Annotated in this window: 28 protein-coding genes; 13 read left to right on the forward strand and 15 right to left on the reverse strand. The window is 62.0% G+C overall.

Going from position 1 to position 23,358, the window contains the following annotated elements:
• The first annotated feature begins 22 nt into the window (after positions 1–22).
• Positions 23–1,663 (forward strand): chaperonin GroEL, encoded by a 1,641-nt coding sequence (gene groL / locus ACMHLQ_RS17525; RefSeq protein WP_415401987.1) that lies wholly within the window; start codon positions 23–25, stop codon positions 1,661–1,663.
• A 54-nt stretch (positions 1,664–1,717) separates the two neighbouring features.
• Here the strand turns inward: groL and ACMHLQ_RS17530 are convergent, their stop codons facing one another.
• Both ACMHLQ_RS17530 and ACMHLQ_RS17535 read right to left on the reverse strand, forming a co-directional pair.
• Positions 1,718–2,062, reverse strand: coding sequence for a MarR family winged helix-turn-helix transcriptional regulator (locus ACMHLQ_RS17530; protein ID WP_415401988.1), 345 nt, complete (start codon positions 2,060–2,062; stop codon positions 1,718–1,720).
• 88 nt (positions 2,063–2,150) lie between these two features.
• Entirely contained in the window at positions 2,151–2,444 is a 294-nt protein-coding gene (locus ACMHLQ_RS17535) for a putative quinol monooxygenase (protein ID WP_415401989.1), read from the reverse strand.
• A gap of 100 nt (positions 2,445–2,544) precedes the next feature.
• On the opposite strand from ACMHLQ_RS17535, the gene ACMHLQ_RS17540 reads away from it, so the two are divergent.
• Positions 2,545–3,393 carry a DMT family transporter gene (locus ACMHLQ_RS17540; protein WP_415405309.1) on the forward strand — a complete coding sequence of 283 codons (849 nt, stop codon included), beginning with the start codon at positions 2,545–2,547 and terminating at the stop codon, positions 3,391–3,393.
• On the opposite strand, the gene ACMHLQ_RS17545 is transcribed toward ACMHLQ_RS17540, so the two are convergent.
• A complete protein-coding gene (locus ACMHLQ_RS17545) occupies positions 3,359–3,811 on the reverse strand; it encodes an NUDIX domain-containing protein (protein ID WP_415401990.1) in 453 nt (150 codons plus the stop codon). The genes ACMHLQ_RS17540 and ACMHLQ_RS17545 overlap by 35 nt on opposite strands.
• 106 nt (positions 3,812–3,917) lie before the next feature.
• On the opposite strand from ACMHLQ_RS17545, the gene ACMHLQ_RS17550 reads away from it, so the two are divergent.
• Positions 3,918–4,655, forward strand: coding sequence for an esterase/lipase family protein (locus ACMHLQ_RS17550; RefSeq protein ID WP_415401991.1), 738 nt, complete (start codon positions 3,918–3,920; stop codon positions 4,653–4,655).
• Complete coding sequence (locus tag ACMHLQ_RS17555) at positions 4,639–5,787, forward strand: alpha-D-ribose 1-methylphosphonate 5-triphosphate diphosphatase (RefSeq protein WP_415401992.1); 1,149 nt, start codon at positions 4,639–4,641, stop codon at positions 5,785–5,787. Before ACMHLQ_RS17550 ends, ACMHLQ_RS17555 begins: the two co-directional genes overlap by 17 nt.
• Before the next feature lie 8 nt (positions 5,788–5,795).
• On the opposite strand, the gene ACMHLQ_RS17560 is transcribed toward ACMHLQ_RS17555, so the two are convergent.
• Complete coding sequence (locus ACMHLQ_RS17560) at positions 5,796–6,863, reverse strand: 5-(carboxyamino)imidazole ribonucleotide synthase (protein WP_415401993.1); 1,068 nt, start codon at positions 6,861–6,863, stop codon at positions 5,796–5,798.
• Positions 6,856–7,350, reverse strand: coding sequence for a 5-(carboxyamino)imidazole ribonucleotide mutase (purE, locus tag ACMHLQ_RS17565; protein ID WP_415401994.1), 495 nt, complete (start codon positions 7,348–7,350; stop codon positions 6,856–6,858). The genes ACMHLQ_RS17560 and purE overlap by 8 nt, the downstream gene beginning before the upstream one ends.
• A 159-nt stretch (positions 7,351–7,509) precedes the next feature.
• On the opposite strand from purE, the gene ACMHLQ_RS17570 reads away from it, so the two are divergent.
• Positions 7,510–7,872 carry a hypothetical protein gene (locus ACMHLQ_RS17570; RefSeq protein ID WP_415401995.1) on the forward strand — a complete coding sequence of 121 codons (363 nt, stop codon included), beginning with the start codon at positions 7,510–7,512 and terminating at the stop codon, positions 7,870–7,872.
• Here ACMHLQ_RS17570 and ACMHLQ_RS17575 read toward each other — a convergent pair.
• A complete protein-coding gene (locus ACMHLQ_RS17575) occupies positions 7,869–8,093 on the reverse strand; it encodes a YdcH family protein (protein ID WP_415401996.1) in 225 nt (74 codons plus the stop codon). The genes ACMHLQ_RS17570 and ACMHLQ_RS17575 overlap by 4 nt on opposite strands.
• Before the next feature lie 158 nt (positions 8,094–8,251).
• Here ACMHLQ_RS17575 and ACMHLQ_RS17580 point away from each other — a divergent pair, with 158 nt between their 5' ends.
• From ACMHLQ_RS17580 to ACMHLQ_RS17595, 4 genes are read left to right on the forward strand one after another with little or no spacing between them, the layout of a single operon-like run.
• Positions 8,252–8,662, forward strand: coding sequence for an Hsp20 family protein (locus tag ACMHLQ_RS17580; protein ID WP_415401997.1), 411 nt, complete (start codon positions 8,252–8,254; stop codon positions 8,660–8,662).
• Between the two features lie 3 nt (positions 8,663–8,665).
• Positions 8,666–8,890, forward strand: a complete 225-nt coding sequence (locus ACMHLQ_RS17585; RefSeq protein ID WP_415401998.1) for a DUF1150 family protein — start codon at positions 8,666–8,668, stop codon at positions 8,888–8,890.
• Entirely contained in the window at positions 8,890–9,978 is a 1,089-nt protein-coding gene (locus ACMHLQ_RS17590) for a hypothetical protein (RefSeq protein WP_415401999.1), read from the forward strand. Before ACMHLQ_RS17585 ends, ACMHLQ_RS17590 begins: the two co-directional genes overlap by 1 nt.
• Positions 9,978–10,847, forward strand: a complete 870-nt coding sequence (locus ACMHLQ_RS17595; RefSeq protein WP_415402000.1) for a PhzF family phenazine biosynthesis protein — start codon at positions 9,978–9,980, stop codon at positions 10,845–10,847. The genes ACMHLQ_RS17590 and ACMHLQ_RS17595 overlap by 1 nt, the downstream gene beginning before the upstream one ends.
• Before the next feature lie 155 nt (positions 10,848–11,002).
• Here the strand turns inward: ACMHLQ_RS17595 and ACMHLQ_RS17600 are convergent, their stop codons facing one another.
• The 3 genes from ACMHLQ_RS17600 to trxB form a co-directional block, all read right to left on the reverse strand.
• Positions 11,003–13,084, reverse strand: coding sequence for a bifunctional sulfate adenylyltransferase/adenylylsulfate kinase (locus tag ACMHLQ_RS17600; protein WP_415402001.1), 2,082 nt, complete (start codon positions 13,082–13,084; stop codon positions 11,003–11,005).
• A 98-nt stretch (positions 13,085–13,182) separates the two neighbouring features.
• Entirely contained in the window at positions 13,183–14,898 is a 1,716-nt protein-coding gene (locus ACMHLQ_RS17605) for an adenylate/guanylate cyclase domain-containing protein (protein ID WP_415402002.1), read from the reverse strand.
• Positions 14,899–15,026: 128 nt separating this feature from the next.
• On the reverse strand, positions 15,027–15,992 hold the full coding sequence (gene trxB, locus ACMHLQ_RS17610) for a thioredoxin-disulfide reductase (RefSeq protein WP_415402003.1): 966 nt from the start codon (positions 15,990–15,992) through the stop codon (positions 15,027–15,029).
• 192 nt (positions 15,993–16,184) lie between these two features.
• Between trxB and ACMHLQ_RS17615 the strand changes: the two genes are divergently transcribed.
• A complete protein-coding gene (locus tag ACMHLQ_RS17615; RefSeq protein ID WP_415402004.1) occupies positions 16,185–16,685 on the forward strand; it encodes an Lrp/AsnC family transcriptional regulator in 501 nt (166 codons plus the stop codon).
• A gap of 33 nt (positions 16,686–16,718) precedes the next feature.
• Here ACMHLQ_RS17615 and ACMHLQ_RS17620 read toward each other — a convergent pair whose 3' ends face one another.
• From ACMHLQ_RS17620 to lgt, 5 genes are all read right to left on the reverse strand, one after another.
• On the reverse strand, positions 16,719–17,465 hold the full coding sequence (locus ACMHLQ_RS17620; protein ID WP_415402005.1) for a Hint domain-containing protein: 747 nt from the start codon (positions 17,463–17,465) through the stop codon (positions 16,719–16,721).
• 225 nt (positions 17,466–17,690) lie between these two features.
• Positions 17,691–17,831: a hypothetical protein gene (locus ACMHLQ_RS17625; protein WP_415402006.1), complete on the reverse strand. Its 141-nt coding sequence runs from the start codon at positions 17,829–17,831 to the stop codon at positions 17,691–17,693.
• A gap of 251 nt (positions 17,832–18,082) precedes the next feature.
• Entirely contained in the window at positions 18,083–18,838 is a 756-nt protein-coding gene (gene pgeF, locus ACMHLQ_RS17630) for a peptidoglycan editing factor PgeF (RefSeq protein WP_415402007.1), read from the reverse strand.
• Positions 18,835–19,896 carry a class I SAM-dependent methyltransferase gene (locus ACMHLQ_RS17635; RefSeq protein ID WP_415405310.1) on the reverse strand — a complete coding sequence of 354 codons (1,062 nt, stop codon included), beginning with the start codon at positions 19,894–19,896 and terminating at the stop codon, positions 18,835–18,837. Before ACMHLQ_RS17635 ends, pgeF begins: the two co-directional genes overlap by 4 nt.
• Positions 19,893–20,786: a prolipoprotein diacylglyceryl transferase gene (lgt, locus tag ACMHLQ_RS17640; protein WP_415402008.1), complete on the reverse strand. Its 894-nt coding sequence runs from the start codon at positions 20,784–20,786 to the stop codon at positions 19,893–19,895. Before lgt ends, ACMHLQ_RS17635 begins: the two co-directional genes overlap by 4 nt.
• Before the next feature lie 96 nt (positions 20,787–20,882).
• On the opposite strand from lgt, the gene ACMHLQ_RS17645 reads away from it, so the two are divergent.
• Entirely contained in the window at positions 20,883–21,119 is a 237-nt protein-coding gene (locus ACMHLQ_RS17645; protein WP_415402009.1) for an accessory factor UbiK family protein, read from the forward strand.
• A gap of 131 nt (positions 21,120–21,250) precedes the next feature.
• Here ACMHLQ_RS17645 and ACMHLQ_RS17650 read toward each other — a convergent pair whose 3' ends face one another.
• Entirely contained in the window at positions 21,251–22,258 is a 1,008-nt protein-coding gene (locus ACMHLQ_RS17650) for a hypothetical protein (protein ID WP_415402010.1), read from the reverse strand.
• A 128-nt stretch (positions 22,259–22,386) separates the two neighbouring features.
• Between ACMHLQ_RS17650 and ACMHLQ_RS17655 the strand changes: the two genes are divergently transcribed.
• Positions 22,387–23,004 carry a LysR family transcriptional regulator gene (locus ACMHLQ_RS17655; RefSeq protein ID WP_415402011.1) on the forward strand — a complete coding sequence of 206 codons (618 nt, stop codon included), beginning with the start codon at positions 22,387–22,389 and terminating at the stop codon, positions 23,002–23,004.
• Complete coding sequence (locus tag ACMHLQ_RS17660; RefSeq protein ID WP_415402012.1) at positions 22,928–23,266, forward strand: LysR substrate-binding domain-containing protein; 339 nt, start codon at positions 22,928–22,930, stop codon at positions 23,264–23,266. The genes ACMHLQ_RS17655 and ACMHLQ_RS17660 overlap by 77 nt, the downstream gene beginning before the upstream one ends.
• Positions 23,267–23,358: the final 92 nt, after the last annotated feature.

Genomic DNA, 23,358 nt, shown 5'->3' on the forward strand with positions numbered 1-23,358 from the left:
ACATTCTCAAAGGAGAAAGAATATGGCTGCTAAGGACGTCAAATTCGATACAGATGCCCGCAATCGCATGCTGGCAGGCGTGAACACTCTCGCCGACGCTGTAAAAGTGACACTGGGCCCCAAGGGCCGCAACGTGGTTCTGGACAAATCGTTCGGTGCCCCCCGCATTACCAAGGACGGTGTGTCGGTCGCCAAGGAAATCGAACTGGAAGACAAGTTCGAGAACATGGGCGCCCAGATGGTGAAAGAAGTTGCTTCTCGCACCAATGACGAAGCAGGCGACGGTACAACAACCGCGACTGTTCTGGCCCAGGCCATCGTCAAGGAAGGCATGAAATCGGTTGCCGCTGGCATGAACCCGATGGACCTCAAGCGCGGCATCGACATGGCGACATTGAAAGTGGTCGAGTCGATCAAATCCGCGTCGCGCCCCGTGTCTGACAGCGACGAAGTCGCCCAGGTCGGCACCATCTCGGCCAACGGCGAAACCGAAATCGGCCGCCAGATCGCAGACGCGATGCAGAAAGTCGGCAACGAGGGTGTGATCACCGTCGAAGAGAACAAGGGCCTGGAAACAGAGACCGATGTTGTCGAAGGCATGCAGTTCGACCGCGGCTACCTGAGCCCCTATTTTGTCACCAACGCCGACAAGATGACCACCGAACTCGAAGACTGCATGATCCTGCTGCACGAAAAGAAACTGTCGTCGCTGCAGCCCATGGTCCCCCTGCTCGAGCAGGTGATCCAGTCGCAGAAACCCCTGCTGATCATCGCGGAAGACGTCGAAGGCGAAGCGCTGGCAACTCTGGTTGTGAACAAACTGCGCGGCGGTCTGAAAATCGCGGCTGTCAAAGCCCCCGGCTTCGGCGATCGCCGCAAGGCCATGCTGCAGGATATCGGCATTCTGACCGGCGGTCAGGTCATCTCCGAAGAGCTGGGCATGAAGCTTGAGTCCGTGACCATGGACATGCTGGGCACAGCCAAGCGCGTTCAGATCACCAAGGACGAGACCACAGTGATCGACGGTGCAGGCGAGAAGGCAGAGATCGAAGCGCGCGTCGCCCAGATCCGCGGCCAGATCGAAGAAACCACATCCGATTACGACCGTGAGAAACTGCAAGAGCGTGTGGCCAAGCTGGCTGGCGGTGTTGCCGTGATCCGCGTCGGCGGCATGTCCGAAGTGGAAGTCAAAGAGCGCAAGGACCGCGTTGACGATGCCCTGAACGCGACCCGCGCTGCCGTGCAGGAAGGCGTTGTCGTCGGTGGTGGTGTTGCCCTGGTTCAGGCCGGCAAATCGCTGGACGACGTCAAGGGTGCGAACTCCGACCAGGACGTTGGTATCGCCATCGTGCGCAAGGCCATCGAAGCGCCGCTGCGCCAGATCGCCGAAAACTCCGGCGTTGACGGTTCGGTTGTTGCGGGCAAAATCCGCGAGAGCGACGACAAGGCCTTTGGTTTCAACGCACAGACTGAAGAATATGGCGACATGTTCAAGTTTGGCGTCATCGACCCGGCCAAAGTGGTGCGCACCGCGCTGCAAGACGCCGCATCGGTTGCCGGTCTGCTGATCACCACCGAAGCGATGGTGGCCGACAAGCCGTCCAAAGACGGTGGCGGCGCCCCCGCAATGCCCGACATGGGCGGCATGGGCGGCATGATGTAAGTCACGCCGACGTCGTTAAGACATCGAGAAGGGGTCGCCAGTGGCGGCCCCTTTTTACATGTCCGCGCCCTGCAACAAGGCAAAGTAATCGGGCAGCAACCGGTCAAACACCTCATGCCCCTTTGGCGTCAGTTCCAGTTGTGTTTGCCGCTGGTCAGCTGGTTGCGATCTGGCCGCGGCGATCATTCCCTTGTCCGACAAGGTGCCAAGCGCCTTGCTGAGGACCGGTTTTGACACATCGAGACGCACGGCAATCTCTGCCGCGGACAGGCTGTCGCGTTCAGGTTCCCGCACGATCATCATCAGGGCAAGAAACTGCGTCTGGGACAGGCCATGGCCCCGCAGGAACGCATCAATGCGGCGCAACAGGACGCTCGCAGCACGCAATTGCCCCAGCACGTGCAGGACGCGGGGGGCGACACGTCCGGCACCTGTTCGGTGACGCCCTCGATCATCGCCGGGCTCGGCAGATCCTTCAGAAAGAACATCAGCCGTGGCGGCGCATGCGAACGATGTCGACCGGCTGGGCGAGCCAATCCTGATAGGATGCAAAGACCGATGCCACATAGTCGGTGGCATAATGGGCCTCCAATGCGCTGTCGTCTTCCCAGTGTTCGACGAGGTAAAGCGCGCCGTCCTCTCCGTCGCCCACGTTCAACTCGAAACGGTGACACCCCGGTTCGGCGCGGGTGGCGTCCAGTATCCCTTCGATGGCGGCAAGTGCCGCGCCGCGGTGTTCGGGTTTCGGGCGGATGGTGGCAAAAAGGCTGAGTTCGGGCATGGCATTTCTCCATTTGGTTAGCATGATAACCATATTTGGAAGTCACATGAATGTGCAAGCCCGTACTTGGCGCATCCGCGTGACCAGCGTATGTGGCCTCATGCGTTTGATCCTCCTTACCGTCCTCACCATGATCGCCTTTGCGGCCAATTCCATCCTGAACCGGTTGGCGGTAGACAGCGGGGCCATCGACCCCTCCAGCTTTGCGATGATCCGGGTGCTGGCGGGGGCCGTTGCGCTTTGCATGATCCTGACGGTGCGCGGGGGCGGCTTGCCGATCCTGGCGCGGGGCCGTTTCGTGGGTGCGGCGAGCCTTGCGGCCTACATGATCGGGTTCTCGTTGGCATATGTGACGCTGGATGCGGGCCTTGGCGCGCTGATCCTGTTCGGGACAGTGCAGGTCACGATGTTTGCCTGGTCCGCCCTGCGCGGCGCAGGGCCGACACAGCGCCAGTTGCTTGGGGCAGGGGTCGCCTTTGCCGGCCTGATGCTTGCGCTGTGGCCTTCAGGCGAAGGCGCTGGCGATCTCGCGGGGGCACTCTTGATGGTGATCGCGGGGCTGGGCTGGGCGGCGTACACGATTGTAGGCAAGGGCGCGCAGGACCCTTTGGCCACGACGGCGGCCAATTTTGTCGTCGCAGTGCCCCTGCTGCTGCTGTTGCTGCTGGGGGCCGGGCTGCACGCGGCACCCACGGGCATTGCGCTTGCGATCCTGTCGGGGGCGGTCACGTCAGGTTTGGGCTATGCGTTGTGGTATCACGTGCTGCCGCAACTGGCGGGGCAAACCGCAGCCGTGGTGCAACTGAGCGTGCCGATCATCGCGATCACCGCCGGGGTTCTGTTTCTGGGCGAAGCGATGACAGTCGCAGTTGGCGTTGCTGCGGTGCTTGTGTTGGGAGGGATCGCGCTGGCTGTCACTTCACCAGCGGTTCAAGCGGGTCATACGTGACGCCATCCGCGTCAAAGGCGACGGATGCCAGACTGTCGGGTTTGTGCGGGATGTCGGCAAGTTCGCTGCGCGTGACCCAGTGCCGTTCCGTCACGATGGCCTCTGGATCGGCCCAACGGGCCGGGCGGGGCGAGCCCGGTGTGACCGCGCAGCGAAAATACACATCGACCTGGTGAAAACTGCTGCCGGGATCGTGGAACTCGTTCACCAGGCACGGCGCGCCGACCTCGATCACCAGCCCGGTTTCCTCGAAAACCTCTCGCGCCAGATTGTCGGGCAGGCTGCTGCCCAGTTCGACCCCGCCACCGGGGGCGCACATCAGCGGGCTTTGCCCGTCGGGCCAGGCATTCACCATCAGCAGGCGGCCGTTTTCCACGATGATGGCGCGCACGGCGAGGCGTGGAGATTTGGGGCGCATGTCCGGTTTCTTCCTTTGCGACGGGGCGTTGCCATTCCATAGGGCGACAGATGGGAGTATCTCAAGGGACATGAGATGGTTGATCGTGATATGTGCACTGGTTTTGATGCCCACACTCGCGCGTGCGGACTGCGTCGTACTGTTGCACGGGCTGGCGCGGAGCGAGGCGTCGCTGCTGGTGATGGAGCAGGCGTTGCTGGCGCAGGAGTATCGCGTCGTGCGCCCCGGCTACCCGTCGACCAGCGAAACGGTCGAGACTTTGGCAGCCGAGGTTGTCCCCCAGGCCATGGCCGATTGCGGCGATGACAAGGTGCATTTCGTGACCCATTCCATGGGCGGCATCCTCGTGCGCTACTGGTTCGCCAACCATGACCGCCCGGCGCGGCTGGGCCGCGTGGTGATGATGGGCCCGCCCAACCGGGGCAGCGAGGTTGTTGACACCTTGGGCGATCTCGAGGCGTTCGGCTGGCTTAACGGGCCTGCCGGTCGGCAATTGGGCACGGGCCCCGACAGCCTGCCGCGCAAGCTACCTGCCGTCGACTATCCGGTGGGCATCATCGCGGGTGAGCAGTCGTTAAACCCGTACTTTTCCTCCCTGCTGCCCGGGCGTGACGACGGCAAGGTCTCGGTCATCTCGACGGCTGTTGCGGGAATGCAGGACCATATCGTGCTGCCAGTCACGCACACCTTCATGATGAACAATCCCAATGTGATTGCGCAGGTTTTGACCTTTCTCGACACAGGCGCATTCGACCGTGATCTGCGTTGGGTCGATGCGGTGCTCGATCAACTGGGCTGTCCCGAGGGCGACTGCATCCTGGGGGGCGATGATGCTCGAAATTGATCTGGTTGGGGGCGAGGTGCTGCATCCTGACGGGCTGAGCACTGCCCCGCTGAGTGTTGCCGATGGCCATATCACGGACAGCCCGTCCGGGCGCGCCGTCGATGTGACCGGCTACCGCGTGTTGCCCGGTATCATTGATGTGCACGGCGATGGTTTTGAACGGCATATGGCGCCGCGCCGGGGCGCGATGAAGCAGACGGCCGAAGGCCTGGTCGCGGTCGAGGCGGAACTGGCCGCCAACGGGATCACCACGGGCGTGCTGGCGCAGTTCATCAGTTGGGAAGGCGGGTTGCGCGGATACGAATTCGCCGATCAGGTCTTTTGCGCCATGCGTGATGTGCGCGCCGATCTTGTGACCGACCTACGCCCACAATTGCGGTTCGAAATCAGTCTGTTGGAGCTCTACGACGATCTACCTGCGCATATTGCGGATTGGGGTGTCGAATATGTCGTGTTCAACGATCACCTGCCCCATGACCGGCTGGCCGAGGGACGCAAACCACCCCGCCTGACCGGGCAAGCGTTGAAGGCTGGGCGCAACCCCGAGGCACATTTTCAGATGCTGCTGGATCTGCATGCCAAGGCGAAAGAGGCGGAAACGGCCCTTGGCCCTCTTTGCGCCAGGTTGGCAGAGATGGGCGTGCGCATGGGCAGCCATGATGACCACACTGTCGACGATCGCAATGTCTGGCATGGGCGAGGCGTGCATGTCGCCGAATTTCCCGAAACGCTCGACGCGGCAGAGGCTGCGCATTCCGGCGGCGCGCCGGTGGTGCTTGGCTCGCCCAATCTGGTGCGGGGCGGGTCGCACAAGGGCAATGTATCGGCTCTTGATCTGGTCACGATGGGGCTGTGCGACGCCTTGGCCTCTGACTACCACTACCCCTCGCCACGCCGTGCGGCGCTGATGTTGGCGCGCAGCGGATTGCTGGATCTGGCGGGCGCCTGGGCGCTCGTGTCATCGGGACCTGCGGGCGTGCTGGGGTTGGATGATCGCGGCACTTTGGCACCGGGCAAGCGGGCCGACATCGTCATTCTGGATGCGCAAGACCGTGTCGCAGCCACGCTGTCCGGCGGGCGCGTCAGTTTCATGTCCGGGGACATAGCAAGCCAGTTTGTCGCCGCCGGGTGATCCCGCCCTCAGGACGTGATGCGGTTGACGTGGCCCATCTTGCGACCTGCGCGCGCTTCGGCTTTGCCATAAAGATGCAACGCCGTGCCGGGTTCGCTGGCGAGGGCCGGAACGCGGTCCATATCGTCGCCGATCAGGTTCTCCATCACCACATCCGCATGCCGCTTGCCGTCGCCAAGGGGCCAGCCGGCAACAGCGCGAATGTGCTGCTCGAACTGATCCACGACACAGCCATTCTGGGTCCAGTGCCCGGAATTGTGCACGCGCGGGGCAATCTCATTCACGATCAACCCCTCCGGTGTCACGAACAGTTCGACCCCCAGAACGCCGACATAATCCAGCGCATTCAGGATGTTGGCCGCCAGCAAGATCGCGTCTGTCCGTTGGCTCGCGCTTAGACGGGCGGGGACGGTGGTGGTGTGCAATATGCCGTCGCGGTGCACGTTCTCGCCGGGGTCGAAACAGGCCACGGCGCCGTCCAGCCCACGTGCGGCAATCACCGACACCTCGTGGCTGAAATCGACAAACCCTTCGAGGATCGCAGGGGCGCCCTGCATGTCCTTTAGTGCGGCCTCGGCATCGTCCGCTTGCATGATCCGGGCCTGCCCCTTGCCATCATAGCCAAAGCGGCGGGTTTTCAGGATCGCAGGTGCACCGATCTGGCCGAGGGCCGTCGCAAGCGCTGCCATGTCCGGCACATCCGCGTAAGGTGCGGTCTTGAGACCCAGCCCGCTCAGGAAATCCTTTTCCACCAGCCGGTCCTGGCTGACGCGCAAGGCCTCGCGACCGGGACGAATGGCGGCATGGTCCTCCAGCGCATCAAGGGTCAGGGTCGGGATGTTCTCGAATTCGTAAGTGATGACATCGACCGTGGTGGCAAAGGCGAACAGCGCATCGTTGTCTTCGAACGGGGCGGTGGTGACCAGGTGTGCGACGTCACCGGCCGGGGGCAGGGCGCCGGGATCAAAGATGTGAGTCTTGAACCCCAAACGGCTGGCCGCAACCGACAGCATCCGACCCAACTGGCCGCCGCCCAGAATGCCGATGGTCGATCCCGGCGCGAGGGGTTCAGTCATCGCTTGGTACCTCGGGGATCGACGCGGACAGGGCGGCGCGCCACGCATCCAGCCGTTCGGCCAGCGCATCATCTGAAACGGCCAGAATACCCGCCGCCATCAGTCCGGCATTTGCCGCACCCGCCGCTCCAATCGCCATGGTGGCGACGGGAAATCCGCGTGGCATCTGCAGGATGGAATAGAGGCTGTCGACACCCGACAGGGCCTTGGTCTGGACCGGAACGCCGATCACGGGCACACGGGTTTTTGACGCCATCATGCCCGGCAGATGCGCGGCACCTCCGGCCCCTGCAATGATCACTTTCAACCCGCGTGTCGCGGCCGTCTTGCCGTAATCCCACAGCCGATCCGGCGTGCGGTGCGCCGACACGATCCGCGCCTCATAGGGGATATCAAGCTGATCCAGCATGTCCGCCGCCTCGCGCATGGTCGGCCAGTCGGACTGGCTGCCCATGATGATGCCAACGGGTGGGGTTTGATCGGTCATGAGAAAACGGCCCTGCCTCTAGAAAGCGCGCACTATAGCCAGATCGCCCACGCTGGCAATGGCGTCCCGCCCGGTGTTGCGCCCCCAATCGTCAAACGGGAATTGACTTGATGCCGCAACGCAGCAAAGCTGCGGCATTGGCCACAAAGGAGTTTAGCAATGATCACCCCGTTCGACGTCTGGGCCCCGATGTTTCGCGCGCCGTTTTCCGGCGATGTGACGCAAGAGATCACCCCACGCTTCCTGTCGCCCGATATCAAGGGAAGCCCCGAGATCGAGCACAAGGTGCAGACCGAAGTGGCGAGTTATGGCACCCAGTTGGGCAAGGTCCTCGAGGCATTGCAAACCCTGTCGGAGGCTACAAACACGCCCCTGCCCGAGATCGACGCGCTGGTTGCGCGCATCGAAACGGTGAAATCCAACAGCAAAGATCACATTCGCGCGGATGCCGAGGCCGCCCTGAAACGCCTGCGCGCTGTGGATGAAGAGGGCTGGCGCAGATTGGTCGCGCAGGCCGATTAGGCGATGATATCGGGGGTCAGGCGATCCTCGAGGTTCGAAATCTTGTCCTTGAGTTGCAGCTTTTTCTTTTTGAGCCGCTGGATCGTCAACTGGTCGGATGTGCCCAATTCCTGCATTGCGCGGATCGCCTCGTCGAGATCACGGTGCTCGCGTTTGAACACTTCCAGTTCAATGCGCAACACATCATCGGTCTTCATGGAGAGGTCAGACGGTGCGTTCATGCGGCGATTCCAAGCAGTTGCAGAGACCTTAATATAATCACGTGGATGCGATACGCCTAGACCTTGTTCCGGCGTGTGTTTCTGCCCATATTCATACCATCCGCTGCCGCATTCGGGGCGGGTACTGACTGTCGCTTGATCTTGTAAGGACGTGTCGTATGACGAAAATGACTTTGGCTTCCTATCCCCACATGCTGGGATTCGAACAGCTTGAACGGCTTCTGGAACGCACTGCAAAGGGCAGTGAGGGCTACCCGCCATTCAATATCGAACAAACATCAGACTTTTCCTATCGCATCACTCTGGCCGTTGCAGGCTTTGGCGATGACGATCTGTCGATCACGGTCGAAGACCGCCAGCTGGTCATCCGTGGCCGGCAGTCGGAAGACACCGAAGGGCGCGTATTTTTGCATCGTGGCATTGCCGCGCGGCAGTTTCAGCGCAGTTTCGTGTTGGCCGACGGTGTCGAAGTGGGCGAGGCTGTGATGGAGAACGGGCTGCTGCATGTCGATCTGACTCGTGCCGCCCCCGAAACAATCGTCCAGACGATCAACATACGGAAAGGATAAGTCATGAATACGCCTTTTGATTTGAACGCCGATGTGGGCCGTATGGTATATGTCAAACCGGTCCTTGTGAACGATCTGCCGCGTGAAGTGCGCGATCAGGCCGAGGGGCTCGACCAGCTCTTTGCGGTCCACGATGCCGAGGGGCAGCAACTGGCCCTTGTTGCCAACCGCAAGCTGGCCTTTGCGCTGGCGGTTCAGCACGACTACGCACCACAACCCCTGCACTGATGCGCAGCGCCCTGGCCCTTGGCTTTGCGCTATGGGCCGGAGCATTCGGGCTGCCTGCTGCGGCCCAGGAGGGTGTGGCCTGCCTTCAGGCCCAACTGACCGACCTTGGCCATGATCCGGGGCCCGTTGATGGCACCATGCGCCCGGCTGTGCGTGATGCCGCGCAAGCCTGGGGTGGCGGTGATGGGTTTCCCGATCTGCGCCGCCGCACTGCCACCAGCTGGTGCCGGGAGATCGGCATCGCAAATCCCGATTTGCAGACATATTGGCCCAGCCGCGCGCCCGTGACCCTGCGCGCGCAAAGCCCTGCGGGAGAAGCGCTGTTGCGCCAATCCGTTGCCAATGTGCGCGCCTATTTTCAGGAACAGCACGGGATCGCCTTGGCCACCCGTGTGGCGCTGGTCGGCACCAGTGACCCGGCCTTTGTCAATCCTGCTTTGCAAGAGGTGTTGGCCGAGTTGGGGCGCCGCCCGCGTGTCCGGCTTATCGATACCGCGCGTCTGTGCCAAGGTGAGAAGGTCGGTGGCGCCGCCAACCGGGGCTACATGCTGTTCTGCTGGCCTGACGCGCTTGAAGATACTGCCTGGCAGGCGGTCACACGGCCGGAACTGCAAAAGGTGATGGTCCACGAGTACACACATCAGGTGCAATATGCGCTGGCCGCCGACGACCCGGCGCGGCGCGAGAACGGGGCGTGGCTGCTTGGCCCCCACTGGATGATCGAGGGGATGGCGGAACTGATCGAATGGCAATTCGAGACCGGCATCATCGATGCGGACGGAACAACCCTGTTTGATTTGCAATCGCGCGCGCGGCGCAGTCGGCTCATGCTGGACGATCTGTCGGTTCTGGGAACCGTTGAAACCTCCGAAGCCTACGGTGTGGCGCGGTTTGCGACCTACCTTTTGGCGCAGCGCAATGGCTCGGATGCTCTGTTTGACTACTTTCGCGCCATGGGTCGGGGTGCCTCGCAAGAGGCTGCGTTCCAATCCACATTTGGCCTTTCGCTCGAGGCCTATTCCACCTTGTTCGAGGATTTGCGGCGCGACTATGGTGCGGCACGCCGCTTTGGACGAGAGGGACCGTGATGCAATTTGACGTGGATTGGGTGGATGCGTTCACCGATCGCCCCTTTGGCGGCAACGGCTGTGCGGTTGTCCATGCCGGGGCGGGGTTGGACGATGCAACCTGCATGGCCTTTGTGCGAGAAACATCGCTGGTGGAATGCACGTTCACAGGCCCCTCGGATGTGGCTGACATCCGCGTGCGGTACTTCCTGGCCAGTCGCGAAATCCCCTTTGCCGGGCATCCCACTGTGGCAACGGTCGCCGCCTTGCGGCACCGTGGTCTGATTGGTGATGGCCCGCTGACGTTGGAAACAGGGGCGGGGATCGTGCCGGTCGACGTGGAGGGGACATCCGTGCGCATGACGCAGGTGGCTCCCAGCTTTGGTGCGTGCCCACCGGCAGAACTGGTCGCGGCCGTTGGCGGTATTGCGGCCGATGCCATCCTGCATCCTCCACGCGTTGTATCGACGGGCCTGCCTTTTTGCATCACCGTGCTCAGCGATCGCGCGACGCTTGAGGCGTTGCGTTTCGATATGCCCGCCTTCCAGACCTACCTCGATCATCTGGGTGTCCACGGCACCGATGTGATGGAGCCGTTCTGGGTCACGCTGGAGGGTGCAACAGGGCAGGGGGACACGTTCTCTCGCCTGCTGATGGCACCGCCCAGCCCCGCCGAGGATCCGTTCACGGGGTCTGCAACAGGAGCCATGGCTGCGTATCTGTGGTCAGAGAGTTTGATTGAAACGCCGCGCTTTGTCGCGGAACAAGGCCATGGTCTGGGACGGCCCGGGCAAGCGCGCGTCGAGGTGCTGGGTTCGCGGGACGCGATCATCGGGGTGGTCGTGGCCGGGGACGCCCATATCCTGATGAGCGGTACGCTGCATCTCTAGCGCTGGGCGTAGCGAGCTACGCCTTACGGAGTATCTCGTAAGGCGGAGGTGTCCTCCGCCCCGCAACAGAACAGCGCAGAACAAAAAAGGCGCACCAACAGGTGCGCCTTACGTTTCGTTAGGGGTAAGGCGCAGCTGGCTGCGCCCCCGCCCGATCAGCCATCAGCCGACAACAGCCCCATGCTTTCCAGCTTCAGCAGAACCTGGTGTGCGCAGTTGTCCACGTCGACATTCTCTGTCTCAACGCTCAACTCCGGGTTTTCGGGCACGTCATAGGGGTCGGAAATCCCTGTGAATTCCTTGATCTTGCCCTCACGCGCCAGCTTGTAGAGGCCCTTGCGGTCCCGGCGCTCGCATTCCTCGATCGAGGTGGCCACGTGCACTTCGACAAAGGCGCCAAATGCTTCCACATCCTCGCGCACGGCCCGACGGGTCGAGGCATAAGGCGCGATGGGCGCACAGATCGCGATGCCACCGTTCTTGGTGATCTCCGACGCGACATAGCCGATCCGGCGAATGTTGAGATCGCGGTGCTCTTTGCTGAAACCCAGTTCCGAGCTGAGGTTCTTACGCACGATGTCACCATCGAGCAGTGTCACCGGGCGGCCACCCATCTCCATCAGCTTGACCATAAGGGCGTTCGCGATTGTGGATTTGCCCGAGCCCGAGAAGCCTGTGAAGAACACGGTAAAGCCCTGCTTGGACCGCGGCGGACGCGTGCGACGCAGCTCTGTCACAACTTCGGGGAAGGAGAACCATTCGGGGATCTCCAGGCCTTCGGCCAGACGGCGGCGCAATTCTGTGCCCGAGATGTTCAGGATGGTGACGTTGTCGCGATCCGCGATCTCGTCATTGGGCTCATACTGGGCACGCTCTTGCACATAGACCATGTGCTTAAAGTCGACCATTTCGATGCCCATTTCTTCCTGATGCTCGCGGAACAGGTCCTGCGCGTCATAGGGGCCATAGAAATCTTCACCCTGGCTGTTGTTGCCGGGGCCTGCGTGATCGCGGCCAACGATAAAGTGGGTGCAGCCGTGGTTCTTGCGGATCAGACCGTGCCAGACCGCCTCGCGCGGGCCTGCCATGCGCATGGCAAGGTTCAGCAGGGACATGGACGTTGTTGCTGCCGGATACTTGTCGAGGACCGCCTCGTAACAGCGCACGCGGGTAAAGTGATCGACGTCGCCGGGTTTGGTCAGGCCGACAACGGGGTGGATCAGCAGGTTGGCCTGCGCTTCGCGCGCGGCGCGGAACGTCAGTTCCTGGTGGGCGCGGTGCAGCGGGTTGCGGGTTTGGAAGGCCACGACCTTGCGCCAGCCCATCTTGCGGAAATAGGCGCGCAATTCGTTTGGCGTGTTGCGCTTGGCGCGGAAATCATAGTGCACAGGCTGCTGGATGCCGGTGACCGGGCCACCAAGATAGATTTTGCCAGCGGTGTTGTGCAGGTAGTTCACGGCGGGGTGGGCCAGATCGTCGGCGCCAAAGACCTTCTCGGCCTCCAGGCTCTTGTTCGGTTCCCAGCGGTCGGTGACGGTCATGGTCGCAAGGATCACACCTTCCTGATCGCGCAGGGCGATGTCCTGACCGACCTCAAGGCCCTCTGCAAACGCTTCGCTCACATCCAGCGTGATGGGCATGGGCCACAGCGCGCCATCGGCGGTGCGCATGGTGTCGACGACACTGTTGTAGTCGGCTTCGGACAGGAACCCTTTGAGCGGGTTGAACCCGCCGTTCATCAGCAGCTCCAGATCGCAGATCTGACGGGGTGTCAAATCCCAGCTGACCAGGTCGCCAGCTTCGGATTTCAGCTTTTGTGCGCTGTCATAAGAGACGTAAAGCTCGGGGATCGGAGCGAGATTGTTTTCCATCAATTTGGTCCTGTAGTTCAAGGGGTTGAAGCCGGAGGTGGTGCCGGTCAATTCAGAATAAAGTGCGTCATATTCTGCGAATTTCCGGGTGAGGAATTGGTCTGTGAGCCGGTTCTTTTCGGCTGCACCGCGCGTGGTGAGCGCGTAAGAGTAGCGCTGGCGCTTGTCCGGGCCGTCATGGCCACCAACATCGACAAACCCGGCAGCGGTTGCATCGCGCAGCAGCGCGTTGAGCCGACCAAGCGAGACGCCCAGCACCTCGGCCATCGCGCGTTGCGATGCCTGCGGCGCGAGATCCAGCTGACGCAACAAGCGAAAAAGCTGGTCTTCGTACTCTGGACTGGTTTTGGTTGCAGCGCTTGGCATGTCACCGACTCGATTGCGTTCACGGATGAACGCATGTCATAAAAAGTATGTTCACGAAAGAACAAACTTTGTCGCAGGGCCGAAATCGCGAACCGTGGTTAATCGGCAACGCTCTGCAATGGGGCGCGATTTTCCATGGCGGGCTGTGCTTTCAAGACACTGGTGTCAGCGGCATCCCGCAAGGGCAGGGCAAGCAAATCCGCCTCCCGTCCGCGCAATGTCAGCGAGATGAGCGCCTCGGGCGGTGCATCCACCCCTGCCGCATCAAGCGTGTCGATGGAAATCAGCACCTGCACGCCTTGGGCCTTGGTCTCGCTTTCGAGCCGCGAGGCAATGTTGACGGTGTCGCCGATCAGGGTGCGGGGGGCCTGGCCGGCGGCCCCGATCTCACCCAGCACAACATTGCCCAGATGCACCCCGATCCCGATGGCGACGGGTGCGCTGCCTTCGCCTGCCAAGGTACGGTTAAAGGTGGTCAGCGCGTGCCCCATTCCTTCCACGGCCTTCAGCGCGGCCTGCGCCGACGTGGCCTCGGAATCGGTTTCGAAAACAGCCATCAGGCCATCGCCCATGTATTTGTCGACTGTGCCGCCCGCGCGCACGATGGGCGGCACGATCTCATCAAAAAAACGGTTGAGCAGGAACACCACGTCATAGGGCAACTGCCCGTCCGTGCGCGCGGTAAAGCCGCGCATGTCGAGGAAGAGAACCGCCAGACGCGCCTCCTTGCCCTGGCTGGCATGGGCGCGCCCACGTTTGCCGTCACGGTCAAAGACGCGGAACACAGTGACGGGCGCCGTGGGGCGGACCTGGCAGGCCAGCCGCGCATTGGGCGGCGCGCCCACGGCGGCAAGGCTGCGTTTCTCTGCCTCTGACGGGGGCGGCAGGTCGTCTTGCCCGTCCTCGATGATGACGCGGCACGTGGTGCATCGCCCGCGGCCACCGCACAAGGCGGTGTGCGCGACGCCACTGGTCTGCGACGTCTCTAGAATGGTCTGCCCGCGCGGCGCGCGCACGCTGGGCCCGTCCACATAGTGTATCCGTATGGGTTTGCGGATCGCGGCCACTCCACGCCGGATGACAAAGGCCAGCAAGGCGAGGCCCAGCACGGCCCAGACCGCGTAAGTCGTGTTTGTCGATGCGGCCTGAAGCTGTGCAAACCCGTCCGCATCCGGCCAGTTCCAGACCTCGAACGCCAAGGACTCGGCCCGCGCATCAGACAACAGCCCATCCATCACGCGGGCAAAGGTCACGTATCCGATCAGCGCAAGTGTGGGGACAACAACGCCCACACCGATCATCCAGGGCCCCACCGCGCGCCACCAGTCGGTCAGGCGCAGCCACATGTGCAAGCCGATGGCCCCGTGGACCCACGCGATCACCAGCAGGATTGCCTGCATCCATCCATCCGCCGTGCCCCAGATCAACCGGTCCACATAGCCCAGCATCGTGTTGACGCCCAACATCTCATGCGCGCCGCGCGTATAGATCAGATGGTCAACCAGCATCAGCGGGATGAGCAGGCCCAACACAACCTGCAAGGCCTCGCTTGGCGGCATGTGCCACGTGCGTGCCACGACAACCTTGCCCAAGGCGAGGACCATGTGCGCAAGCAGTGCTACCCCGATGATCAATGTGCCGATGTCTGACCGGATCACCCACAGCCGGGCGCGCTGGAAGCCATCAAAGGCTTCGGGCGATATCAGGACAGCGGCGATGTTGAGCACATGCAGCGTGACATAGACCATCAGGATCAGACCGGAAACGATCCGCACCCGCGTTGCCCAGCTGCCGCGCCACAGCACGTGTGTCATGGATCACCCCTGTCCGTCATGTCGCGCAATCACAGTGGCGTGCAGGTCCGTTGGGGTCAATTGGGCGCGCTGCCCTCGGCGGTAACGCCTTGCCATGGGTTTTGGGGGCAGTGACAGGGCAGGGCGGGCTATTCGGCCGCCAGATCCGCGCTGTCTTCGACCTCTGCCAGAAACCGCTCGGCCTCTAGCGCGGCCATGCATCCCATGCCGGCGCTGGTCACGGCCTGCCGGTATTTGTGATCCGTCAGATCGCCCGCTGCAAACACGCCCGGGATCGAGGTTTCGGTGCTGTCGGGCTTTGTCACCACATAGCCGCCCATATGGGTGTCGAGCACATCCTTGACCAACTCGTTGGCAGGCGCGTGGCCGATGGCGATGAACACGCCTTTGGCCGGGATGTCCGTGATCTCTCCTGTCTCGACATGTTTGACCTTCACACCTTCGACGCCCAGCGGGCTGTCGGTGCCATAGACTTCGTCAAGCTGGTGGAACCAGAGCGGTTCGATCTTGGGGTTCTTCATCAGCCGGTCCTGCAGAATCTTTTCCGCGCGCAGCTCGTCGCGGCGGTGGATCAGGGTAACCTTGGATGCAAAGTTGGTGAGGAACAGTGCTTCTTCCACTGCCGTATTGCCGCCGCCGACAACCACGATTTCCTGACCGCGGTAAAAGAAGCCGTCGCAAGTGGCACAGGCGCTGACGCCAAAGCCCTTGAACTTGTCTTCCGAAGCCATCCCCAACCACTTGGCACGTGCACCCGTGGCCAGTATCAGCGCGTCAGCCACATAGACGGTGCCGCTGTCAGATTGGGCCACGAAGGGGCGTTTCGAAAAATCGACCGACGTGATGATGTCGCCGATGATCTCGCAGCCCATCGCCTTGGCGTGGTCCTGCATACGCACCATCAGGTCGGGGCCTTGCACCTCGGTGTCGCCGGGCCAGTTTTCGACTTCGGTCGTGGTGGTCAGCTGGCCACCCGGCTCGATCCCCTGCACGAGGATCGGGTTCAGCATGGCGCGGCTGGCATAAACCCCTGCCGTGTACCCGGCGGGCCCGGAGCCAATGATCAGTACTTTGGTGTGTTTCGTTTCGGCCATGTGAAAACCCCCGTGTCCTTGCGTGCAGCCCATCCGATATAGACGCGCCTGCGATGGGATTGAACCCTCATATTGGGTAACGGGGTTGCACAGATTGCATGCAAATGCGTTTCGGAAAGTTGCGCAAATGCGAAACATTATTGCGCGCGTTCGTGGGGCTGCTATAAGAACCGCAAATTCACGGGGGGCCTGATGGCAAGCACGCGACTCGATCCAATTGATCGCAAGATTCTGGCGGAACTGCAGGCCGATGGCCGCATGACCAATGTTGAGCTGGCCAAACGCGTGGGTATTTCGGCCCCTCCGTGTCTGCGCCGCGTGCGCACTCTTGAGGAAAGCGGATACATCCGTGGATACCATGCGGACGTGGATGCGCACGAACTTGGCTTTGAAGTGCAGGTGTTCGCCAATGTGGGCCTTGCCAGCCAGGCCGAGGCGGATCTGAGCGCCTTTGAGGACCGGTGCCGCAATTGGCCCCTGGTCCGCGAATGCCACATGCTAAACGGCGAGGTCGACTTTATCCTCAAATGCGTGGCCCCCGACCTCTCCAGCTTTCAGAGCTTTCTGACGGGTGAGTTGTTGACCACGCCCAATGTGGCCTCGGTCAAGACATCGCTGGTGATCCGTCAGGCCAAGGATGCGCCGGGCGTGCCCTTCGATGTGCTCGAAGAGCGGCTGGCGAAAACCGCCTGAGCGTTCGGGTGGGCATGTCTGCCCACCACTCTATCAGCCAATTGTGTCTGGTTCGGGTGCGCGCGGATGCGCGAGTGGGCCAAAATCCGTGATGTGCGAAATGTGCGGGAACATCGACAGGAACATGTCGCGCTGCGCGTGAGAGACCTGACGGGTTGCGCCCATGCCTGGGTGGAATGTTTCGATGCTGATCCCGCCCACGTCGACCGCCGCGTGACGTGAAAGGCAGATGTGGAACAGGCGGATCGGCGTGGGGGGCACCACCTCGATCACGTTCACGTTGTCCACGAATTCGGTTGCAGGCGTCAGCATCGGTGCACCCCCGGTGGTGCCGCGCAGATGCGGCGGGGTCTGCAGGATGCGCGCACCGGGGCCGACGGTCACGAAAGAGGCCGGACGCGCCTCGCCAAAGCTGTCCGCCATGATGCGGATCAGAGGCATCCGCCGTCCTGTATCGGCCGGAACAAAGCTTGACGATCCGATCCACAAGACCTGCGCAGGCTCACCGGAGGTGGTGTTGAGCCAATCACCGGGCAGAATATCCTCGATGGCGACACCTCCGTCGGGGGACGACAGAACAACGCCGCGCGCAAAGGCGGAAAAGGCGGATTCAAACAGCGGCAGCGCAGGGGCCTTGAATGTCGCGATGCTGCGGGTCTGGTCGGCGCGCAGGGCGGCAACCTCGAACGTGCGCAAGGCGGGTGCCTCGGGGCGCGACATCGGCGTGGTAAAACGGTCATAGGCAGCGCGCGGCACGCGCAGGGCAGTAGGGGTCGTCATATGTAACCTCGTAATAGTGGTCACATCTGCGTCGGCCCCCACCGACGACGACAGATGGAATGTGTCCATGTGTCAAAGTGATGGAGGATAATTCTTAGATTTGCCGCAAATTGTCAAAAAAGGAGAGACATTAACTGCGAAAGGCGCACCAATGATGCGCCTTTGTTCGGGATTGTCCACACGCACCCGTAGGCCCGTGCCACAATTTGATTCTCGCGTTGCCGGTCAGGCAGACTTGCGGGTGATCGCGACAGCCTTGCGTTTGGCGATAAAGGCGGCGCGGCGCTTGCCGCGGGCCCAGGGCATTTGGGGGGCGTCGGTCTGTGCGGAAGTCACTACCGATTTGATGAAGCGTGCGTTTGTCATGTCTTTGTCCTCTGCTCGATCTCTTGTTCGGGTCTGTTGCCCGTCTGAGGAAGAGAATGGCCTGCCAATCGGGCAGGTTTTGGGCATGTTCGAAAAAAGATCGGGGAATATTGGGCGGCGGTGCGCGCGAATTGTGACGCCCTGTTCAGGCCACTTCGCCCTTGTTTTTCAGGGTCGTTGCGCGGTCATCGTTCGCTGTGAGGAAACAATAGGGCGGGCAAAGGGCCGCCTTTGCCCGAATTTCGCCCAGATCAGAGAACAATCGCCGAAATCAGGCGCCCATAATCAGGGTCCTTGGCGTGGACCGTGCGGCGGTATGAATAGAACCGGTCGGCATCGAAGTAGGTGCAATGGCGCGTCCATTCTGCCGAGGCCACACCGGCGGCGCGCAAACGGGACAGGCCGTAACCGGGCAGATCAAAGTGCATCCTGTCGCCATCTCCGCCTGCAAAGAAGCGCGTGTTTTCCATGTCTTCCGTCAGGAAGATGTCAAAGAATTCCGGGCCGACCTCATAGGCGCGCTGGCTGATCGACGGCCCGATAACTGCATGGATACGCGCGCGTGCGGCCCCAAGGGCCTCCATGGCATCAATGGTCGCCTCGAGGATGCCTGCTTGCGCCCCTTTCCAACCCGCATGGGCTGCGCCGATGACGCCTGCCTCGGGATCTGAAAACAAAACGGGCTGGCAATCGGCCGTCAGCACGGTCAGCGCCACACCCGGCGTGGCCGTCACCAAGGCGTCGGCTTCGGGCTTGTGGGCCAGCGGCCCATCCACGTGCACCGCGTCCGCTGAATGCACCTGATGCACCCCGACCAGATGATCCACAGACACGCCCATCGCCTTGGCGACGCGCTGGCGGTTGATGGCAACGATTTCGGTCTGATCGGTGCTGCCGGTGCCGCAATTGAGACCCGCGAACACACCTGACGACGCACCTCCCTTGCGGGTAAAGAATCCGTGCCGCACGGGCGCCAGGCTGTCAGCGGTCAGAATTTCAAGCGTCATGGGGTCAATCCCGGTGGTGGCGCAGCATTTGCCGGATAAAGCCCCAGCACTTTGAACAGGTTTCCCATTTCGTCCGGGTGCGTCAACCGCCGATGTGCCGCGACATGTGTGTTCAATGCGGCCCCGTCCAGCTTTGCCGCGAGGGCCTGCGCGCGGGCGGTGATGCCAAGGCGTTCCAGAAACACGCCCTGGGGCGTGATACGCGCGAATTGGGCAGGTGCGGCGGCCTGTGCCAGCGCCTCGAAATCCACGTGCGCCGTCAGATCGGCTTGCCCCGGATCCGCGAGCGGATCGACGGGCTGGTGGCCTTGCACTGCTTGCAGGGTGTCACCCTGGCTGCGCCAGTCGCCGTAGTCCACGATCAGCGCCGCGCCGCCCTGCGCTGCAATCTGCGCACCGATCCGCGCCGCAATGGCCGTCGCCGCCCGGCACAATTCGATCAGGTCACCGTCCGTGGTGTCCTCCAGTCGGTGTTCCAGCGCGGCCTGCGGACCCACGGGAGACAGGCCAAAGGTCAGGGCGTTTGCGGTCACGCCCACACAGCGCTCGCGCCACCCGTCCCCGGCGCGCTGGAACTGGCGGATGGGCAGGGCGTCGAAAAACTCGTTCGCCACCAGCCAAAGCGGCCCCTCGGGCAGATCACTGGCATCCGGGACCCAGGTGACATCGTATCCGCTGAGCGTGGTGCGCTGCCGTTCCTGCAATACTGGCGAGGCTTCGACCAGCACGATCTGCGCAGCATCGACAAAACCCGGCACACGGGCCACGGCCCGCAAGATGTCTGCCATCAATGTCCCGCGCCCCGGCCCCAACTCGGCCAGTACGAACGGTGTGGGCGATCCCTGATCCAGCCAGCTTTGCGCCAGGCTCAACCCCAGCACCTCGCCAAACATCTGGCTGATTTCCGGCGCCGTGGTGAAATCCCCCGCAGACCCCAAGGGATCGCGCGTGGTGTAATAGCCGTGCGTGGGATGCAGCAGGGCCTGCAGCATGTAATCGGCAACCGTGATCGGACCTTGCGCAGCGATCCGCGCGACAAGATCGGCCTTGAGGTTCATGCCAGCGCAGGTTTGCGCCGGGCCCGCGCGATCAGCCACGCGCCCAGCAGGATCATGGGCAGCGACAGGATCTGTCCCATAGTCAGACCATAGCCACCCAGATGCCAGGCAAGGCCTAGCGGATTGCCGTCTGAAATGAACTGCGCGTCCGGCTGGCGCACGAATTCCACGACAAAGCGCGACAGGCCATAGCCCGCCAGAAACGTGCCGCAGACGAGGCCCGGCCGCTTGTAGGCCTTGTGCCGCCAGACCATCCACAACAGCAGGACCAGCAGGACAAACCCTTCGAGAAACGCCTCGTAAAGCTGCGAAGGGTGGCGCGCACATGCGCTCACGACCTCTGGGCAGAACTGTGCGGCGCGGCCCGGAAACACAACGCCCCATGGCATGTCGGTAGGACGCCCCCAAAGCTCTGCGTTGATGAAATTGGCAATCCGCCCCAAAAGCAGACCCGGCGGCACCCCCAGCGCGATGGCATCTGCTGCGCTGAGGCGGGAAATGCCGTGGCGGCGGGTATAAAGCCACGCGGCCAGAACGACGCCCAGCATCCCGCCGTGAAAGGCCATACCACCCTCCCATATCGCGATGATGGACAGGGGATCGTTCAGATACACGTCGGGTTGATAAAACAGCACATAACCCAGGCGACCACCAAGCAGGACACCCAGGATGATCCAGGTCAGCATGTCCTCGATCTGGGCAGGGGTCATGACGGGTTGGCGTGCGGGCCACAGTGCAGGCGTCTTGACCGTCATGACGACCAGCCGCCAGCCAATGATGATGCCGACGATATAGGCCAGCGCGTACCAGCGTAGCGCCAACTCCATCCCGAACAAGGAGATCGAGAAAATCTCGGGCGAGATGTCGGGGAAGGGGATCATGCCTGTCATCTGCGTCCTCATGCCTCTGGTCGCGGCCAAGGTCAACCTTGCCCCTGCCTGCGATGGCCCCCATATATGAGGTGCGTTTGAACGGGAGACGATACCATGCAGGCACGCGGCAAGATTTTCGACGATATCTCGCAACTTATGACCAACGCGATGGGCGTGGCCCAAGGCGCGCGGGACGAGGCCGAAACGGCGATGAAATCGATGATGGATCGTTGGTTGGCCGACCGTGATTTCGTCACGCGCGAGGAATTCGACGCAGTGCGCGCGATGGCGCAAAAGGCGCGCGAAGAGAACGAAGCGCTGAAAGCGCGTATCGAGGCGCTTGAAAAGTAATCAAACGGCGGCGCTGCCGCGCCATTCCTATTTATTGCCAGCCCAGAATGATCGCCCGGTATGCGCCGGGCGTTTTGTGTTCTTGCGGTCCGCTTGGGGCGGTGGATCGTAGATGTTTGCGCATCAGGCGACTAGATGTTCATCATCTTGATATGCCATGTGATTGCGATGTCGTATCCCATCTGCCTGAGCAGCGCCGCCTTTGCAGGCCAGGCCGCCGGACAGACGACAAGAACGGAGTGGTCTCCCCTATGCGCGCGGGCGCTTTCTGCGGCTGAGAACAACACTGTGGCTTGCGCCTCGCTTTCGCCAAGCTTCGCTGGGTCCTCCAACGCGTTGTGGTAAAAGTCGTCAATCACGCCGACCCCGGATATGTCATGCAGTGTCGGAAAGTGGAGCTGGGTCGCGGGCTGTGAAATCGCGTATCCCGTGAGTGCGCCGCCCGTGTTGGATACGAACATGTCACGATCATTCAGGGTCAGGCTGCGCGCCATCCACGCTCCAAAGCGGGTGTCGGCATCCGGATGCGGTTTCCAGAACAGGTGATGCAGCGTGTTCAGAATGTGCCTGTGCCGGGCACTGGCTGCGACGATGGAGGGCACGTCATCGTCATGGGCAGGCCGCACGGTTTCAAACGCCCGTTCCCCAGTCAGACCGGTTTTGGCGAAGTATTGTGTGATGGGCTGATATCCATGCGCTGCATATGCGCTTTCCCAAGGACCGCCATCCACACTCGAGGCAAGAAGTATCCGCGCGCCAGCGTCGATCAGGTCGGTTTCGGCGGCGTTGATCAGGCCTTGCTTCGTGCCCGGCGGTGCGCTCGGGGCGACAAAACAATCCTCCATGATCAGCCCCGGCGGGCCAAATTCCCCGGCATAGATTGGCGGGACCGGCAAAAGGATGGTGTGCATGACGCCGACAAGCATGTCCCCGTCATCTGCAACCATCCATTGCTGACGGAAGGGCGGTGCCTTCGCCTCCATCGCAGCCTTGAGGCTCGCGTGCGTCTTGTCACCCGCGCCGCTGTCCATTTTCCACAGGCCAGCATTGTGGGCGCACCGGGCCTTGGCATCCTCCAGAAGGAGGTCTGTGATCTGCTCCAGATCAGCAGGTGCGGCCGGGCGGATGGTGAGAGTCATGACGGACCTTTTCGCAGTCATATCAGGGCGGGACGGAATGTGCTGTCAGTAGATCGCAGACGCGGAACGATTTGACAAAGCAGCAAAAGTGCCTGCGGTGTTAGAAAAACTGATATGCAGGGCGCATGATGAAAAACCTGAACCTCAACGCTTTGCGCGTGTTCGCGGTGTCCGCGCGGCACGGCAGCTTTCAACGCGCGGCTCAGGAGTTGCACATCACGCATGGTGCCGTGTCCCAGCGGATCAAACAGCTTGAGCTGGATTTGGGAGTTGTTCTGTTCGACCGGCATCCGCGTGGCGTTTCCCTGACGGCAAGGGGCCAACAGTATTGCGCGGCTGTGAACGAAGCGCTGGCGATCCTCACAGCGGCCACCGCCGATCTGGAACGTGCCAACGCGCAGATCACACTACACTTGGGCCCCTCTTTCGCGACCAAGTGGCTGATGCCCCGGATGCAAGCCTTTCGCGCGCAGTTTCCGGATGTCTCGCTGGCGACTGAAATTCATGGCACCCTGATGGAGCGCAACCTGGGCCGCAACGAAATCGCCATCTGGCCCGCCAGCCAGGCCCACAGCAACGGGTCACATCACGTGCAGCACCTGTGCGCGGTGCAGCTTGTGGCAGTGTGCAACCCGCAGTTCCCGCGCCCGTCCGGGCCGTTGGACACTGATGCGTTGCTGCGACTTCCGCTGTTGCAGGATCTCGCATCGCAGATGGGAGGGCCTGATCCAAAGCACTGGCCATGACGCAGAACATGACGTTTTGAACTTTGACCGCTCTGCGCTGGCGCTGGATGCCGCACTACACGGTCACGGCGTTGCCATGGCACCGACCTATATGGTCGAGGCGGACATAGCCGCGAAACGGCTGGCTGAAATCTGGCGCAGCCCGGAGGCGTCGGGTGAGCATCTGTTCATGTCCTGGGCGAAGCAATATGCGCATGAAAATCCGATGCGGCGCACCGTGAACTGGGTGCTTTCGGAATTCGGCGTCAACGCGCCACTCTGACACGCGCCTTCCTGCCAACGGCAGGAATTGGCTGGCCCACCTGCGCAATTTGGCTGCGGGATGCCCACATGTTCCAGTGCGGTGGCGTACGC

The sequence above is a fragment of the Tateyamaria algicola genome (assembly GCF_047715485.1).
Taxonomy (GTDB): domain Bacteria; phylum Pseudomonadota; class Alphaproteobacteria; order Rhodobacterales; family Rhodobacteraceae; genus Tateyamaria.

Excerpts from the sequence above, each read along its gene's own strand:
- ACMHLQ_RS17575 (WP_415401996.1), bottom strand. The coding sequence starts at position 8,093 with ATGAACGCACCGTCTGACCTCTCCATGAAGACCGATGATGTGTTGCGC.
- groL (WP_415401987.1), top strand. The coding sequence starts at position 23 with ATGGCTGCTAAGGACGTCAAATTCGATACAGATGCCCGCAATCGCATG.
- ACMHLQ_RS17570 (WP_415401995.1), top strand. The coding sequence starts at position 7,510 with ATGATCACCCCGTTCGACGTCTGGGCCCCGATGTTTCGCGCGCCGTTT.
- trxB (WP_415402003.1), bottom strand. The coding sequence starts at position 15,992 with ATGGCCGAAACGAAACACACCAAAGTACTGATCATTGGCTCCGGGCCC.
- ACMHLQ_RS17585 (WP_415401998.1), top strand. The coding sequence starts at position 8,666 with ATGAATACGCCTTTTGATTTGAACGCCGATGTGGGCCGTATGGTATAT.
- ACMHLQ_RS17650 (WP_415402010.1), bottom strand. The coding sequence starts at position 22,258 with ATGACTCTCACCATCCGCCCGGCCGCACCTGCTGATCTGGAGCAGATC.
- ACMHLQ_RS17655 (WP_415402011.1), top strand. The coding sequence starts at position 22,387 with ATGAAAAACCTGAACCTCAACGCTTTGCGCGTGTTCGCGGTGTCCGCG.
- ACMHLQ_RS17660 (WP_415402012.1), top strand. The coding sequence starts at position 22,928 with ATGCGTTGCTGCGACTTCCGCTGTTGCAGGATCTCGCATCGCAGATGG.
- ACMHLQ_RS17635 (WP_415405310.1), bottom strand. The coding sequence starts at position 19,896 with ATGAACCTCAAGGCCGATCTTGTCGCGCGGATCGCTGCGCAAGGTCCG.
- ACMHLQ_RS17580 (WP_415401997.1), top strand. The coding sequence starts at position 8,252 with ATGACGAAAATGACTTTGGCTTCCTATCCCCACATGCTGGGATTCGAA.
- ACMHLQ_RS17540 (WP_415405309.1), top strand. The coding sequence starts at position 2,545 with ATGCGTTTGATCCTCCTTACCGTCCTCACCATGATCGCCTTTGCGGCC.
- ACMHLQ_RS17560 (WP_415401993.1), bottom strand. The coding sequence starts at position 6,863 with ATGACTGAACCCCTCGCGCCGGGATCGACCATCGGCATTCTGGGCGGC.
- ACMHLQ_RS17535 (WP_415401989.1), bottom strand. The coding sequence starts at position 2,444 with ATGCCCGAACTCAGCCTTTTTGCCACCATCCGCCCGAAACCCGAACAC.
- ACMHLQ_RS17620 (WP_415402005.1), bottom strand. The coding sequence starts at position 17,465 with ATGACGACCCCTACTGCCCTGCGCGTGCCGCGCGCTGCCTATGACCGT.
- ACMHLQ_RS17545 (WP_415401990.1), bottom strand. The coding sequence starts at position 3,811 with ATGCGCCCCAAATCTCCACGCCTCGCCGTGCGCGCCATCATCGTGGAA.
- ACMHLQ_RS17595 (WP_415402000.1), top strand. The coding sequence starts at position 9,978 with ATGCAATTTGACGTGGATTGGGTGGATGCGTTCACCGATCGCCCCTTT.
- purE (WP_415401994.1), bottom strand. The coding sequence starts at position 7,350 with ATGACCGATCAAACCCCACCCGTTGGCATCATCATGGGCAGCCAGTCC.
- ACMHLQ_RS17555 (WP_415401992.1), top strand. The coding sequence starts at position 4,639 with ATGATGCTCGAAATTGATCTGGTTGGGGGCGAGGTGCTGCATCCTGAC.
- ACMHLQ_RS17645 (WP_415402009.1), top strand. The coding sequence starts at position 20,883 with ATGCAGGCACGCGGCAAGATTTTCGACGATATCTCGCAACTTATGACC.
- pgeF (WP_415402007.1), bottom strand. The coding sequence starts at position 18,838 with ATGACGCTTGAAATTCTGACCGCTGACAGCCTGGCGCCCGTGCGGCAC.
- ACMHLQ_RS17605 (WP_415402002.1), bottom strand. The coding sequence starts at position 14,898 with ATGACACACGTGCTGTGGCGCGGCAGCTGGGCAACGCGGGTGCGGATC.
- ACMHLQ_RS17590 (WP_415401999.1), top strand. The coding sequence starts at position 8,890 with ATGCGCAGCGCCCTGGCCCTTGGCTTTGCGCTATGGGCCGGAGCATTC.
- ACMHLQ_RS17600 (WP_415402001.1), bottom strand. The coding sequence starts at position 13,084 with ATGCCAAGCGCTGCAACCAAAACCAGTCCAGAGTACGAAGACCAGCTT.
- lgt (WP_415402008.1), bottom strand. The coding sequence starts at position 20,786 with ATGACAGGCATGATCCCCTTCCCCGACATCTCGCCCGAGATTTTCTCG.
- ACMHLQ_RS17550 (WP_415401991.1), top strand. The coding sequence starts at position 3,918 with ATGCCCACACTCGCGCGTGCGGACTGCGTCGTACTGTTGCACGGGCTG.
- ACMHLQ_RS17625 (WP_415402006.1), bottom strand. The coding sequence starts at position 17,831 with ATGACAAACGCACGCTTCATCAAATCGGTAGTGACTTCCGCACAGACC.
- ACMHLQ_RS17615 (WP_415402004.1), top strand. The coding sequence starts at position 16,185 with ATGGCAAGCACGCGACTCGATCCAATTGATCGCAAGATTCTGGCGGAA.